Here is a 14,674-nt window from a genome sequence, read left to right as displayed (position 1 = left end):
TATAAAAGTATTAATAATATTGTTATAAGAAATAAAGAGATCGCAAATCCAGTACTGGATTTGCGATCTCTTTATTTTAACGTTGTACCGTTAGATAATGCTGCAGTACAGCTCTGTATGGCACTGAGCCCCATCCACCATTTACCCATACATCATATTGACCAGCTTTTAATCCTTTCAGGGAAAAGGAAACTCTATATGGTCCACGTTTATAAACATTGATAGATTTATAAAATTTCGAATCACCTTTCTTATACAGCTCTACAGAAATTGCATTTGAATTAGGACTAACTCCAATCACATCAATTGTAGTTGCATTTTTGGAATAGGTATTAGCGTCTGTGTGAAAAGCTACTTGAGATGATCCTTTCGAATTCATAGCAAACGCTTTCGTCGATGAAACCCCTAATACCCCCGCAAATACCAACCCTACAATCAACAAAAATGGTAAAACTCTTTTTCTAAAACTCATTACATTCTCTCCCATCATTCTTTTTTTTGAACTACTCCCTAATCAACAATATAAATATGTATATAGCAAATAGAACTATACATATCATACTGTTAATTGGTGATAATTACAACTATAATCTATATAAGACCCACGTTATTTCCAAGGATAATATGGATGAATTTGTTATAATCGCATGTATGGGATATTTTTTATTCCCAATTCTGATACAAACTAACTTTACTTGGCTAATTTGCCATTTTTTAATTTTTTTTGCATAATTGTTTGAAATTATTCATTGTTTATACTAAATAAGGTTAATTCCACTCACCTAATTCACTCGCAACCATCTGAATAATACGGTTTTGCATGTTATATGCAGTTCGACGGCTTACGTGGATTTTTTGTGCGATGCCTTCCATTGTTGTGTTGGAGTTGGTGCGCCAATATCGTAGTTTAATGAATTCTTGGTATGGATCACCGAGCGAGTTCAGATTACGCATGACATTTTCTATACATCGCACTACGGTTGAAAGCCTTTCAATTCTAATGTCGAGATGAAGCGTATTATAAGAAGGGGATTGTGGATTTTTCTCGTGCTGTAAGTATTGTGTTAACTCATTGATACGTTCTATCATTCGGGGATAATTGATAAGCTCATGCTCGATATAACGATAAATTTCTTTCGGCATAGTTTTAGTTGCTGTTGTCATATTATGACCTCCATTCATCTTTAATATAGGTTCATTATACAACGGATTTCACGTCCAAACCTGTCTGAAATCGCCCATCTTTATTTTTATTTTAAACCGCAAAAAAGCATCGTGAAACGCTGATATACTAGCGCTTTACGATGCTTTAATTTAGAAATCAATGACAGCATTTTTTTAATTCTTTTAGGTAACGTTTTTTCAGAATGGTCTCGATGACTTGGACAATTCGATCGTATTTTTGTCTACGGTGGGCTAATACCACGTGTGTATGAATTGGTGAACTATAAGCAACTTGAAAGAGTCTAAATTCGACTACTAAGAGTAAGATGATTGCCGTAAAGGAAAGCAAAGTATTTGTTTGGTATAAGAATATAAGATAGATGACAGACATTCCCACAAACGAATACATAAAAATTGACTTAATATGCGAATAGGGTGTGAGAGACATTGTACCAGAAAGATATGCTTTTAGATGCTCCAAATCTTCTAGCGGAATTTCTTTTAGGGCTTGGTTTAACATATTCTCGTCATCTGCATGCTTTTCAATAGTAGAAAATAGCTGAGAAAATTTCATATGTTCTGATTTAGATATTTTCAAGAAAATGCGCCTCCTGTGATTTTCTTTCTAAGTTGTCAGTAGAGGCGAATTTATCTACGGTATTTTGCAATTCCTTTTCATAGCGGCTGTTTAGAATGATATCAGCGAGCGAAACAATACGATCGAATTTAGCTCGATTATAGGCAAGTTTTACATGCTGATGGATGGGTTTTCTGGCAAAAAATAAACGAATAATGCTTAATAGACAATATACAAATAAAAGTTCCAAAAAGGTGGACATGAAAAAATTAGTTTGGTACATATTATAAATAAAAATCATCATGCCGGAGACAAAGGTTCCTATGATAATCTCACTTTGTCTAATGAATACGACTCGCGTACCACTTCCTGAAAAATAGGTTTTAACTTTTTCTAGTTCTGTTAGAGTGAGTCTGTTTAGTGCATAGCAGATAGCTTCGACATTATCTGCTTGTTCGATTAAACCAACTAAAAGCTTTGTGAAATTATCTAATTCGGTTTTGGATGCTTTCATTTATGTACCTCCTGGGGTGTATAAAAAATCAAGATTTCATACTATTTTTCGTACTTCTGCGTAACGTTCAGCTAAGATAATATCAATGAGGCTAACAACACGATCATATTTACCTCGGGTATAAGCTAATGCTACGCTAGTCTTAACTGGAAAAGTGAGGGCTGTTCTGAATAATTCAATGACACAAGCTAGAAGGAACATAAGCGCAATAACAGCTACAAAGAAATATTCTTGAAACATGTTGAGAATAAAAATCATCATACCTGCTATAAAAGAACCAATAATTATTGTTCTAAGTCTTTTTTTGTAATTATCAAGTGGTCGACCTCCTGTTGTAAAACTACATCACAATTATAGTATTTGTTGATAATATGCTTAATTAATTTTCTTCAAAATTAGAAGGGGTTTTTAACGCATTTTGAAAATCTCTTCTATATCGTTCATCTAAAATAATGGCCGTCAAGCTGATAATTCGATCGTACTTACCTCTGTTCATTGCGATTTCTAGAAAGGACTTTGTTGGCGCTTTTAAAGTAGAGCGGAAGAAAATTAAGATACATGCTAATAAATAAGCGATTCCAAGGAAAAAAAACTAGCAATTCTGCTTGGAATTTTATGAAAAAGAAAACGGTCATGCCAGAAATGAACGAAGCCATAGAAATTTGCAGAAAGGTTTTTGAAAAGGTTCGAATGCCACTTCCTGAAAAATATGATTGCACACTCTCTAGTTCCTCAGTACTTAACTGGTTCAGATTATAAAGCATTGTTTCCGTATCTGATGTATCAGTTTCAAGAGAAGTAATTAGTTGTGCGAGTTTAGTTAACTCAAGTTTAGATGTCTCCAAAATGCTACCTCCTTATGTACATTAAAAAAATCTACACCCATTATACAACAGATGTAGATTTCATAGTATGATTTAGTAGATGATTTGTCTAGAAAATCTTTATTGTATGCTTGTTCGATTCAACCGGTTAAAAGCTTTGAGAGGTTATCTAATTCTGCTTTTGGTGTTTTTATGTATGTACCTCCTAGTTTGTGTAGTTAAATCCAGATTTCAGACTATTTTTTTCGTACTTCTGCATAACGTTCGGCTAAGATAATATCAATGAGGTTAACAACACGATCATATTTCCCCCGGACATAGGCTAGAGCTAAGTTAGGTCTAACAGGAGATGTAAATAATGGTCGAACCAATTCGATAACGCAAATCAGTAAGAATGCAACTGCAATAACCGCTACAAAGAAATAATCTTGAAACATATTGAGAAGAAAAATCATCATGCCTGCGATAAAAGAGCCAATGACTATCGTTCGTAGTTGTTGAAATGAAGTCCTTTTACCTGTTCCAGAAAAGTAGGCTTTGGTTCGTTCTAATTCTTCTAGTGTCAGAGAGTCTAAGGTTGCATTTAATACTGTGATATCATCAGCTTGTTCCATGACGGTTGAAATGATTTTGGAAAATGGTTCTAAGTCTTTTTTTGTAATTATCAAGTGGTCGACCTCCAAATATAAAATAAACTCTACACCCATTATATAACAGATGCAGAGTTTTGAATACTATTTGTGTGTTACTTTATCTAAAACACTTTTAATACCAATTAAAAGTAATGATGCTGCCCCGATGAGAATTTCTATACCAAGTGCTCCAATGATACATGCTACTGCTCCAAGTACTATAGCTCCACCAAAAGCATAGACACCAACAGTTTGCATTTGTGAATCTAGTTCGTTATTTTTATTATCGAATATGAATGTCACTTTCATCGAAGCGCTTGTTTTATATTTATCTGTCACTTCAATTTCAGGTACATTCGCCGTGAGTGTGATGGTTAGTTTATCCGCAACTGGTAGCCACTTTACGATGATATTTCCAACAACGATTTTTGCGGCTAAATCGGCAACCACTTTTTTTTGTGTTGGCTGCATCCTCTGTTGAGAGGGTTCCTGTCCAATTGGCTAGTTCTTCTTCAAATGACGCATTGATTTTTCCGTCTTTCACTGTGATTGTTGTGTCACCATCACCAGGATTTGTTAGTTTGGCACTTGTTGTAAACAGGACGCTAAGATTTGGTGAAATAACGCGGACATTCGCTTTTTCAAGTTCCAAATCAAAGGTGACTTTATCATCAACCAATGCGGCTAAACTCGAATTTCCGTATAAAATATCACGAATCCGAAGTATACGTGCTCGGTTAATCGCTGCGGAATTCGGTGTGTCGCTCACTGGTGGCGGGGTCACGGTTGAAACGCCCTTATCTGCGCCGGAATAGGTCACTTTATCGATGTCTAATTTCCCGTTTCCTGTGCCGATCGACATTTCGAAATATTGGTCGAATGCCCAGTTGTCAGGCATCGGGAAGCCAAGGTTGCCGCTGAATCCGGTGGACATATTAGCGACAAAAACGTTATCTACGAGACCAGCATTTTTCAGGCGGCTACACACATTGCGGGCACCGTAAACGCCGATTTGGTAGGAACGCAAATCTTGATTTTGCTTGAATGCGGCGCGTAGGTTTTGGAAGTAGGGCATGATTAAATCTGTAATTTGATAGTCGTAGGCGTCGAGGTCGACCGCGAAATAAATCGTTGTTCCTGCTGGAAAACCAAGATTGTATGCGGCATCAATGGCTTTATATCCATCACTAATGCCTTGAAGTGGGACCTCGAAATATGGAATTTCATAGCCGCCGTCTTGGTAGATTGGGAAGATTTTTAGACCTTTTTTTTAGGATTGCCGCGATTTCTGTCGGGTTCATCGCTTTCGGAACTCGAGCACCGCCGCGAATGACATTTCCTGTTAAATAGCGGCCAACGTAGCGGTAACCGGCATTCCATAAGGTATCGATTTGGTCGGTATTCAGGACGTAAGAAGTATCACAGGCGGTCGCGCTTCGGTTCGTATCGCCAGCACTTGATAGCAGCGCTTTGAACGTACCCATATTAATCGCGCCGGTCGTGATACTCATTTTCATAAATTCTTGATAGCGCTTCACCAGATTCGTCGTTTCTGCGTCGTATGTGCCACTAAACTGATTGATCGGCAGGCCGTTGCATGCGAGACTGTATTGCAAAAGTAGAACGAGTGCCTTGTTCGATGGGAAGGTAGGAATCAGGTTTGTCAGATTTGTCGTCGTCCCTGGCCCAAAATTGCCGTTCGCCGTCGTGCGCGCCATGCCTTCTTCTTTTTGAAGGGCGTAAATCAGCGTGGTATTTGTGTCACGACCGTATAAACCATCGCACGGAACGAGTGTACCAATCCAAGCGCTGTAATCCCGATTTAGATTTTGCTGAACCGTCCGAACGGCGAAATTGCCACCACTTACCGTCTGGAACGCGCTCATGTTAAGTAGAGATTTCATAATGATCGTCGATACGACACCATCTTGCGTCGCGAGTCCAGCGTCTTTTTGGAACATTTTAACGGCGATTTGCGTTTGTCCACCGAACGTTCCAGTGAAACCACCGGGGCTATAGCCTTTGCAGTAGAATGCGCCTTGTAAAATATAGTTGATATTGCTCGGTTTGGCGTCGCTTGCTCCGATTGTCAGCGGCTTGAACGCTTTCTCTGTTCCCGGCCCGAAATTATCCGCGGTAGGTGAGATGCCAAGTTCGATTTGAAGGGCGCGCGTTAACGCATACACCGTCGTCCATCCTGTTTTCCCGTTCTCAGGAATCGTTTGATAATCGCCTTTTGCGACATAACTTTGATACGTTTTGTTCAACCAACTCTGTACTGTTTTTACCATTTCATCCATTGTTGCCAACTCCAATTCTCTATTTATGTTTGTCTTACAAGAACTATTTTATAATGAAAAATCATGCGGGAAATGCAGAAAAAATGCAAACAGGTTTTCAGCTAGGATAAAATTTTTCAATTTCTCCTCAAAATCCCGTGCAAAAACCTGATAATTAGCGGATATTATGGTATGATAAGTTAAATGTGAAAAACAGAGTAGGAAGGATATTCAAAGTAAATCGGCGACAAGCGCTCGCATTCAAGAGATTCGGCAGACTTCCGGTTCTCATGTGCACGAGTACGCTCCGCTTCCGGTTTCCACCGAATCTCTTGAATACAAACGCTTTCGCTCGATTTTGCGTAAAGCAGAGACTACGTCTTACTCGAAAAATAATTGGCATTGCGATTCATTCTAGATTTTAGTAAGACTCAACGTGCCCAATTTTTTTCGACAAAATATAGCTAATCCAAGGGGGAAATAGAATGACAAAAAATTATCACGTAGCCGTTGTTGGTGCGACTGGCGCTGTTGGGACTCAAATGATTCAATTACTGGAAGATGTGACGTTTCCGATAAAGGAAGTTTCGTTTTTATCTTCGGCGCGTTCTGCTGGTAAAAAATTGACGTTCCGCGGGGAGGAAATCGTGATTAAGGAAGCGACGCCTGAGAGTTTTGCGGGTGTGGATATCGCTTTGTTTAGTGCTGGCGGTTCTATTTCTGAGCGTTTTGCCAAAGATGCTGTGGCCCATGGCGCGATCGTAATCGATAATACGAGTGCGTTCCGGATGCATCCTGATGTGCCACTTGTTGTTCCTGAGGTGAATCCTGAGGCTTTGCGTGATCATAAAGGCATTATTGCGAACCCGAACTGTTCGACGATTCAAATGGTCGCGGCGCTTCAACCGATTCGTGCGGCTTATGGTCTAAACCGGATTATAGTTTCAACATATCAAGCCGTTTCTGGTTCTGGTATTCAAGCGATTGAGGAGTTGCAAACGCAGTCCCAAGCCATTTTAAGTGGGGAAGATTTTACGCCTGCTGTGATGCCGGTGAAAGGTGACAAGAAACATTTCCAAATCGCGTTTAATGCGTTACCACAAATTGATGTTTTCACGGATAATGACTATACATACGAAGAGATGAAGATGGTCAATGAAACGAAGAAAATCATGAGTGATGCATCGATGAAAGTGGCGGCAACGTGTGTGCGTATTCCGGTTATTACGGGCCATTCGGAGTCTGTTTATATTGAAGTGGAGCAAGATAATGTGAAGGTTTCGGAAATTCAAGAGCTTCTGCGCAACGCTCCTGGGGTTGTTTTGGAAGATGATACAGCGAACCAAGTTTACCCACATGCAGCGAGTTCGGCTGGCAAAAAAGAGGTTTTCGTGGGGCGTGTTCGTCACGACTTAGACGATTCGAAAGGGTTCCACATGTGGATTGTATCGGACAATTTGTTAAAAGGTGCCGCTTGGAATTCGATTCAAATTGCTGAATCTTTAATCGAACAAGAAATCATCTGAAAAACGCGAAATAATTGAGGTGTAGCGAATGAAAATTATCGTGCAAAAATTTGGTGGGACTTCCGTTCAGAACGAGGAGTCCCGCCAGCTTGCATTTAATCATTTACAGAATTCGATCGATCAAGGCTATAAAGTGGTCGTCGTTGTTTCGGCGATTGGCAGGTTAGGTGATCCATATGCGACGGATACGCTGCTAGAGCTCATTGGCGCGAAGGAAACGCGTTTGTCGTTACGAGAGCAAGATATGTTGCTTTCTGTCGGCGAAACGATTTCTACCGCGGTGTTCACGAATATGCTTTTAGAAGCCGACATTAAGGCGACGGCGTTCTCAGGCGCGCAAGCAGGTATCCGAACATCTGGTGAATACACGGCGGGCAAAATTTCCGAGGTTGACGTGACGCGTTTACGTGAAACCTTGGAAACGGTGGATATTGTCGTCGTGGCTGGTTTCCAAGGAAGCGCGCCAAATGGTGATGTTACAACGCTTGGTCGTGGTGGGAGCGATACTTCTGCCGCAGCGCTTGGCGTCGCACTCGCCGCTGAACGAATCGATATTTTTACGGACGTCGATGGCATGTACACGGCTGATCCGCGAATCGTGAAAAATGCGCGTTCGTTGCCGACTGTCAGCTACAATGAAGTGAGCAACATGGCTTATCAAGGCGCCAAAGTGATTCATCCGCGTGCTGTTGAAATTGCGATGCAAGCTAAGATTCCGCTTCGCATTCGCTCGACCTATTTGAAGGGTGAAGGTACGCTGGTCACATCGCAAACCGAGGTCAGCGGTCGTTTTGACGTGAAAGAACGCCTTGTTACAGGCATCGCGCATGTGACGAACTTGACGCAACTTCGTGTCAAAACGGATAGCGTGCATACCCAGCAGAAAGCCTTCGCCATTTTAGCTGAGGCAAGTATTAGTTTAGATTTTATCAATATATCGACAAACGAGATCGTGTTCACCGTGCCAGAACGAAAGCGCGAGCACGTGTTGACACTTTTAAAAGAAGCATCCTACGTGGCAGAAACGACCGAGAATTGCGCGAAAGTTTCCATCGTTGGCGCCGGCATCGCTGGTGTTCCAGGAGTTACCGCCAAAATAGTGTCCGCTTTATCCGCGAAAAACATCACCATTTTGCAGTCTGCAGATAGTCATACCACGGTTTGGATTCTAGTCGAAGAAACGGATTTAATCGCCGCAGTGAACGCACTTCATGACGAATTTTGCATTGAAAATGAGTTGGAGGAGGAATAACATAATGGATTTTGGAAAAGTAGTGACAGCAATGGTGACGCCGTACAATTCCGAGAAAGATAAAGTGTGTAAAAAAAAGGATTCATCGTTTAGTCAACCACCTCATTGAAAACGGGTCGGATGGGCTTGTGGTAGCAGGAACGACGGGGGAATCCCCAACGATTTCGCATGAAGAAAAAATCAAGTTGTTCAAACAAGTCGTGGAAACAAACCAAGGTCGCGCGAAAATCATTGCTGGGACGGGTTCGAATAACACGGCGGAAACGATTGCCTTCACGAAAGAAGTGGAAGAAATCGGTGGGATTGACGCGGTTTTGATCGTGGCGCCGTACTATAATAAGCCAAATCAAGCTGGTCTTTACGCCCATTTTGCAGCAATTGCGGAGGCGACGACGTTACCGGTTATCATTTATAATATTCCGAGCCGTTCGATTGTGAATATTGAGCCAGAAACGATTATCGAGCTGTCCAAAATCGAGAACATTGTAGCGGTCAAAGAATCCAGCGGTAATTTTGATAATATCACGAAAATTATTGCAGAAACGGGCGATGATTTTGCGGTGTACAGTGGGGATGATAGTTTCACTTTGCCGATTTATGCGCTTGGTGGAAAAGGTGTTATCTCGGTTGCGAGCCACATTATCGGGCCTGAAATGCAGACGATGCTTCGCGCTTTTGATGAAGGCGATACAAAAAAAAGCCGCAGAAATTCATGGCAAACTCGTACCGTTAATGAATACGTTATTCATCGCGCCAAATCCAGCGCCTGTGAAACATATGGTTAACAAACTCGGCGTTGACGTTGGGCATTTACGCTTGCCACTCGCGCCGTTAACAGAAACAGAGATAAAAACTATCGAAACAGTATTTAAAAATTATTTGAAATAAGAGGAAGGAGGAATAACTTTGACAATTAAAAAAAGCAAAACACATTAAAATTATCCCACTTGGCGGTGTTGACGAAAGTGGAAAGAATTTATACGTAGCTGAAGTGGATGAATCTATTTATATTATGGATGCAGGTCTGATGTTCCCAGAAGACGAATTATTAGGCATCGACGTCGTTATTCCAGATATTAAATACTTAGAGGACAATCAAGAACGGATCGAGGCTATTTTCCTAACGCACGGTCATGAAGACGCAATCGGAGCCTTGCCGTATATTCTTGCCAAAATTAAAGCACCAGTTTACGGCACGGAACTGACTATTGCACTCGTTAAGGCGGCTTTAAAAGAACATAAGAAAGTTCGCTTCAACGACTTCCATATTGTTGATGAGAAAACGAAATTATCGTTCCCAAATGTGGATGCAGAATTTTTCCGTACAACGCACTCGATTCCTGATTCCGTGGGGATTGTGTTAAATACAAGCGAAGGCGCGATTGTCTACACAGGCGATTTCAAATTCGACCAATCCGCAAAATTAGGCTATGAAACAAGCCTAGGTCGCATTGCTGAAATCGGTGAAAAAGGCGTACTTGTTCTACTATCTGATAGTTCAGAAGCGGAGCATGCAGGCGCTACGTCCAGTGATAGCCTTATCGATGAAGAAATTCGCCATGCTTTCCATTCCGCACCAGGTCGTGTTATCGTAGCGTGTGTTGCATCTAACTTGGTTCGTTTACAGCAAGTCCTGGATGCATCATTTGCAACAAACCGTAAAGTAGCGATCGTAGGGAAAGAACTAGAACGCGTTTTTGACATCTCCGTGCGATTAAACAAAATCCAATTACAAAGCGAAGATCTGGTTATTCCATTAAAAGAAGCGAAGAAATTACCACAGGACAGGTTAGTTATCATAGAAACAGGTAATCTCGGCGAACCAATCCAATCACTACAATTGATGACACAAGGCAAGCATCCAAAAGTAAACGTCGAAAAAGGCGATACAATCTACATTACAACAACGCCATCACCATCATCAGAAACCATTTTGTCGAAAACGATTGATATGCTGTACAAAGCAGATGCAACCGTACTAACGATGAACCGCGATTTGTTCGTATCCGGTCACGGTAGCCAAGACGATTTAAAACTAATGCTAAACTTAATGAAACCAAAATACTTCATCCCAGTTCACGGTGAATACCGCATGTTGGTGGCTCACGCGAAATTAGCATACCAAGTCGGCATACCAAAATCAAACGTATTCGTAGCTGGAAAAGGTGAAGTTATCGAGTACAAAAATGGCCGTATGACCGCTGGAAATCGCGTGTTTGCAGGTAATACACTAATCGATGGACTTGGCGTAGGAGACGTCGGTAACATTGTGTTACGCGATCGCAAATTGCTATCAGAAGACGGCATTTTCATCGTGGTTGTCACATTGAACCGCAAATCCAAAGCGATCATCTCCGGACCAGAAATTATCTCACGCGGTTTCATCTACGTTCGCGAATCCGAACATTTGCTTGAGAAATCTTCCGAAGTAGTGACAAAAATCGTCGAGAAAAACCTACAAGACAAAGAATTTGAATGGGCGAAGTTAAAACAAGACATCCGCGACCAACTAAACCGCTACCTGTTCGAACAAACGAAACGCAGACCGATGATACTGCCGATTATAATGGAGGTATAACGAAAAGCTGAAACGGCCCGTTCAGCTCCAAAAAAAACTGGAGCGGCCGCAGTAAAAACCCGCACTTGGTTTTTGTGGAGGGCGTGAAGTTTTCGAGGAGTTGGCCGTTGAAGCTGGATCTAGAGAGAAGCTGAAAGAGCCCGTTAGACTCGACAGAAATTGTTAGAGGGCGCAGTAAAAGCCCTCTTTTGACTTTTGCGGAGGCCACGAAATTTCCGAGAGGCTGGCTCTTGAAGCTGGATCCGAAGGCGCGGTCATGACGCGGCGCAAGGAAGGCAGTTTCATTACATTCAACTGCATATTGAGGTTCTAACAAAGCAAACGACGCTTTCTAAGAACCGCAACAAAGCTAGATCTGGAACCGATGATACGTCAAAAATCGGAGCGTTCCCGCAACCGTGATTGCTAGGTTGGGAATAAATACTGAATTATTATTAGTCAGGCTCTTGAGGTAGATCGGAGGCGCCAAACATGACGCAGCGCATGATTAGATGCTTTAAAACATGGAGTTTCAATATTTGAGTTGTGATGGTTCAGAGCTTGGTGTATAAGAGCCACTGGTGGATTACATGCTCGCTGCGCTCTCATGCATATTGAGGCTCTAAATCGGCAAGGGATGCCTCATAAGAGCCACAACATATCAAAAAAAACGTCGCTTTAACTCCAATTTTAAAGGAGCCAAAGCGACGTTTTCCATGGATAAAATTCGGCGAAGACTAATTATTGGCGGAAGATGCTTTATAAGAACCGCTGAAAGGATTACCTGCTCGCTACGCTTGCATACATATTGAGGCTCTAATGCAGCAAAAGACGCTTTATAAGTGCCTCAACATATGTTATAGTACAATAATAACAAATCAAGCAAGGAGAGTTAAAACATGGCCATTTGGTTTACATTACTGGGGTTTGCATTTCTAGCGTTCATCGTTGGACTTATCATGCTGTTCACCCAATCTAAACGCAAAATTGGAATTTACGTCGTGAGTGGCGCGAGTCTTATTATTATCGCCTCTATTATCGGCGTATTTATCTCATTCGGCAACTATAATAAGTTGCAGCAACAAGTCGCAAGTTATTCCTCTGACAGCAAGACTGGCAATACGAAATCAGAAGGAAAAGAAACCTACAACGTGAACTGGCACAACAACGCTGACGGCATGGACAAGAAAATTTCAACGGTCGCCGTCGAGAAAAAAGTCGTCCACTCCACAATGGAAGATAAGGATATGCCAGGAACATTAACAATCGCTATTGAAATCAAAAACAACACAAAAAATGAACTGCTAAGCTATCCGTTACAAGGCGAGTTAACGACAGTCAATGGACAACAATTAGCAGCTGATATCATTCTATCAGATCTTATCGATGGCAAAATGAAGCCAGGAGCTACAATTAAGGGCACCATCGTGTTTCCACTAGATAAACTGGACAAAGTATCAGACATCGAATGGTTCCAATTTTCATGGTCGACATACAACAAGGATAAGTTACTCAAAAGTGATACAGGACGAATTAATTTGAAGAAATAACAAATAGCGCTTTGTTGAGACTGTTCGAAATAAAAGGAGTAAAAATTACAAAAAAAAGCAGTAGAAATGCCAAATTTGAGGCGATTCTACTGCTTTTTAGTATCTTACTCTGTCACATTCAATGCTTCAGCGAGATACTCATCATATGAAATTTCTTTATTGTAGAACTGATCTTTCGAAAGGTTGACGATACGAGTCGCGACACTTTGTAAGAACTGGTGATCATGTGATGCGAAAATCATCGCACCTTTAAATTGGATCATACCGTTATTTAATGCGGTAATCGATTCTAAGTCTAAATGGTTGGTAGGTTCGTCCATCAATAGAACGTTCGCACCAGAAAGCATGTTTTTCGAAAGGATACAACGAACTTTCTCACCACCGGAAAGCACACGTACTTTCTTCAATACTTCATCGCCACTAAATAGCATACGACCTAAGAAACCGCGCAAAAATGCCTCGCTATCGTCTTGCGGGGAGTATTGACGTAACCATTCCACAAGATTCATATCGTTTTCTTCAAAGAACTCGGAGTTATCTTTCGGGAAATAGCTTTGGGTTGTTGTTACGCCCCATTTATATTCGCCTTCATCTGGTTCCATTTCGCCAGCAAGGATTTGGAAAAATACTGTTTTTGCAACTTCATCGTCACCAACAAGGGCAACTTTATCGTTACGATTGATGATAAAGCTTACGTTATCAAGCACTTTAACGCCATCAATTGTTTTGGAAAGGTTGGTTACAGTCAGTAAATCGTTCCCAACTTCGCGCTCAGGATGGAATTGTACGAATGGATAACGACGACTAGAAGGTTGGATATCTTCAAGCGTGATTTTTTCAAGCATTTTCTTACGGCTGGTCGCTTGTTTTGATTTCGAAGCGTTGGCCGAGAAACGTGCGACAAAAGCTTCCAATTCTTTGATTTTTTCTTCTTTCTTCTTGTTGCGGTCGCCCATCATAGATTGTGCAAGTTGGCTAGATTCATACCAGAAATCATAGTTACCAACGTAAAGTTTAATTTTGCTGAAATCAAGATCGGCAATATGTGTACATACTTTATTTAAGAAATGACGATCATGGGAAACCACGATAACAGTATTTTGAAAGTTGATCAAGAATTCTTCTAACCAATGGATTGCTTTGATGTCCAGGTGATTGGTAGGCTCATCCAGAAGTAAAATATCAGGTTTACCGAATAATGCTTGCGCCAGTAAAACTTTGACTTTATCACCACCTGTAAGTTCTTTCATTAGTTTTCCGTGCAATTCTGTCGCAATACCAAGACCGCTAAGCAAAACAGCAGCCTCGGGTTCCGCGTCCCAACCGTTAAGCTCTGCAAATTCGCCTTCTAGTTCTGCTGCACGAATACCGTCAGCATCACTAAAATCTTCCTTTGCATAAACCGCATCTTTTTCTTCCATGATTTTGAACAATGTCTCATGTCCACGAATAACCGTTTTTAGAACTTCTTCATCATCATATTGGAAATGATCTTGTCTCAGTACAGTTAAGCGCTCACCAGCTGGGATATGCACATTACCACTTTGTGAATCAAGCTCACCAGAAAGTACTTTTAGGAAAGTGGATTTACCAGCGCCGTTCGCGCCAATCAAGCCATAACAGTTCCCAGGTGTGAATTTAATCGAAACATCTTCAAATAATTTTTTATCGCCAAAACGTAAAGATACATTATTTACAGTTAACATTTTCGTCCTCCCAAATTCGCGCGTTTTCAACTGAAATTTTCATATTGAATGCCAAAAACGCAATTACTTCTATTCTATCATGAATAAGCACGC

General features: G+C 41.1%; 15 protein-coding genes and 1 pseudogene. 5 read left to right on the top strand and 11 right to left on the bottom strand.

Annotated features, from left to right (window positions below; genetic code table 11):
* Positions 1–76 precede the first annotated feature (76 nt).
* The 10 genes from PCORN_RS13480 to PCORN_RS20475 form a co-directional block, all read right to left on the bottom strand.
* Entirely contained in the window at positions 77–472 is a 396-nt protein-coding gene (locus PCORN_RS13480) for a hypothetical protein (protein WP_036081639.1), read from the bottom strand.
* Between the two features lie 296 nt (positions 473–768).
* Positions 769–1,164: a hypothetical protein gene (locus tag PCORN_RS13475; RefSeq protein WP_036081637.1), complete on the bottom strand. Its 396-nt coding sequence runs from the start codon at positions 1,162–1,164 to the stop codon at positions 769–771.
* A gap of 157 nt (positions 1,165–1,321) precedes the next feature.
* Positions 1,322–1,762 carry a hypothetical protein gene (locus PCORN_RS13470; protein ID WP_036081634.1) on the bottom strand — a complete coding sequence of 147 codons (441 nt, stop codon included), beginning with the start codon at positions 1,760–1,762 and terminating at the stop codon, positions 1,322–1,324.
* Positions 1,749–2,255, bottom strand: coding sequence for a hypothetical protein (locus PCORN_RS13465; RefSeq protein ID WP_036081631.1), 507 nt, complete (start codon positions 2,253–2,255; stop codon positions 1,749–1,751). Before PCORN_RS13465 ends, PCORN_RS13470 begins: the two co-directional genes overlap by 14 nt.
* 36 nt (positions 2,256–2,291) lie before the next feature.
* Positions 2,292–2,516: a hypothetical protein gene (locus tag PCORN_RS13460; RefSeq protein WP_149024364.1), complete on the bottom strand. Its 225-nt coding sequence runs from the start codon at positions 2,514–2,516 to the stop codon at positions 2,292–2,294.
* Positions 2,517–2,737: 221 nt separating this feature from the next.
* Positions 2,738–3,100, bottom strand: a complete 363-nt coding sequence (locus tag PCORN_RS13455; RefSeq protein WP_036081626.1) for a hypothetical protein — start codon at positions 3,098–3,100, stop codon at positions 2,738–2,740.
* Positions 3,101–3,315: 215 nt separating this feature from the next.
* Positions 3,316–3,747 (bottom strand): hypothetical protein, encoded by a 432-nt coding sequence (locus tag PCORN_RS13450; RefSeq protein ID WP_036081623.1) that lies wholly within the window; start codon positions 3,745–3,747, stop codon positions 3,316–3,318.
* A gap of 66 nt (positions 3,748–3,813) precedes the next feature.
* A complete protein-coding gene (locus PCORN_RS20485) occupies positions 3,814–4,161 on the bottom strand; it encodes a hypothetical protein (RefSeq protein WP_051999486.1) in 348 nt (115 codons plus the stop codon).
* The gene (locus PCORN_RS20480) at positions 4,091–4,933 is read right to left on the bottom strand and encodes a glycoside hydrolase domain-containing protein (protein WP_241433198.1); all 843 of its coding nucleotides are present in this window, start codon (positions 4,931–4,933) and stop codon (positions 4,091–4,093) included. The genes PCORN_RS20485 and PCORN_RS20480 overlap by 71 nt, the downstream gene beginning before the upstream one ends.
* 1 nt (position 4,934) lies before the next feature.
* Positions 4,935–6,011, bottom strand: coding sequence for a peptidoglycan-binding protein (locus tag PCORN_RS20475; RefSeq protein ID WP_051999484.1), 1,077 nt, complete (start codon positions 6,009–6,011; stop codon positions 4,935–4,937).
* Between the two features lie 464 nt (positions 6,012–6,475).
* Between PCORN_RS20475 and PCORN_RS13440 the strand changes: the two genes are divergently transcribed.
* The 5 genes and pseudogenes from PCORN_RS13440 to PCORN_RS13420 all read left to right on the top strand — a co-directional run bounded on the left by PCORN_RS13440 (position 6,476) and on the right by PCORN_RS13420 (position 12,875).
* The gene (locus PCORN_RS13440; protein ID WP_036081620.1) at positions 6,476–7,516 is read left to right on the top strand and encodes an aspartate-semialdehyde dehydrogenase; all 1,041 of its coding nucleotides are present in this window, start codon (positions 6,476–6,478) and stop codon (positions 7,514–7,516) included.
* 28 nt (positions 7,517–7,544) lie between these two features.
* Positions 7,545–8,768, top strand: a complete 1,224-nt coding sequence (dapG, locus tag PCORN_RS13435; RefSeq protein ID WP_036081617.1) for an aspartate kinase — start codon at positions 7,545–7,547, stop codon at positions 8,766–8,768.
* Between the two features lie 4 nt (positions 8,769–8,772).
* A pseudogene (dapA, locus tag PCORN_RS13430) lies at positions 8,773–9,656 on the top strand (4-hydroxy-tetrahydrodipicolinate synthase).
* Positions 9,657–9,699: 43 nt separating this feature from the next.
* Positions 9,700–11,346, top strand: coding sequence for a ribonuclease J (locus PCORN_RS13425; protein WP_036081615.1), 1,647 nt, complete (start codon positions 9,700–9,702; stop codon positions 11,344–11,346).
* 878 nt (positions 11,347–12,224) lie between these two features.
* A complete protein-coding gene (locus PCORN_RS13420) occupies positions 12,225–12,875 on the top strand; it encodes a DUF4352 domain-containing protein (RefSeq protein WP_036081612.1) in 651 nt (216 codons plus the stop codon).
* A gap of 104 nt (positions 12,876–12,979) precedes the next feature.
* Here the strand turns inward: PCORN_RS13420 and PCORN_RS13415 are convergent, their stop codons facing one another.
* The gene (locus PCORN_RS13415) at positions 12,980–14,581 is read right to left on the bottom strand and encodes an ABC-F family ATP-binding cassette domain-containing protein (protein ID WP_036081609.1); all 1,602 of its coding nucleotides are present in this window, start codon (positions 14,579–14,581) and stop codon (positions 12,980–12,982) included.
* Between the last annotated feature and the right edge of the window lie 93 nt (positions 14,582–14,674).

It is taken from the genome of Listeria cornellensis FSL F6-0969 (assembly GCF_000525855.1).
Classification (GTDB): Bacteria; Bacillota; Bacilli; order Lactobacillales; family Listeriaceae; genus Listeria_A; species Listeria_A cornellensis.
The sequence above is the reverse complement of the archived record's forward strand: the minus strand, read 5'-3'. Positions and strand labels throughout refer to the sequence as shown.

Bases quoted from the DNA above. Each gene is read 5' to 3' on its own strand.
- PCORN_RS20475 (WP_051999484.1), bottom strand. From the start codon at position 6,011: ATGGATGAAATGGTAAAAACAGTACAGAGTTGGTTGAACAAAACGTAT.
- PCORN_RS13420 (WP_036081612.1), top strand. From the start codon at position 12,225: ATGGCCATTTGGTTTACATTACTGGGGTTTGCATTTCTAGCGTTCATC.
- PCORN_RS13460 (WP_149024364.1), bottom strand. From the start codon at position 2,516: ATGATGATTTTTATTCTCAACATGTTTCAAGAATATTTCTTTGTAGCT.
- dapG (WP_036081617.1), top strand. From the start codon at position 7,545: ATGAAAATTATCGTGCAAAAATTTGGTGGGACTTCCGTTCAGAACGAG.
- PCORN_RS13465 (WP_036081631.1), bottom strand. From the start codon at position 2,255: ATGAAAGCATCCAAAACCGAATTAGATAATTTCACAAAGCTTTTAGTT.
- PCORN_RS13440 (WP_036081620.1), top strand. From the start codon at position 6,476: ATGACAAAAAATTATCACGTAGCCGTTGTTGGTGCGACTGGCGCTGTT.
- PCORN_RS13475 (WP_036081637.1), bottom strand. From the start codon at position 1,164: ATGACAACAGCAACTAAAACTATGCCGAAAGAAATTTATCGTTATATC.
- PCORN_RS13480 (WP_036081639.1), bottom strand. From the start codon at position 472: ATGAGTTTTAGAAAAAGAGTTTTACCATTTTTGTTGATTGTAGGGTTG.
- PCORN_RS13415 (WP_036081609.1), bottom strand. From the start codon at position 14,581: ATGTTAACTGTAAATAATGTATCTTTACGTTTTGGCGATAAAAAATTA.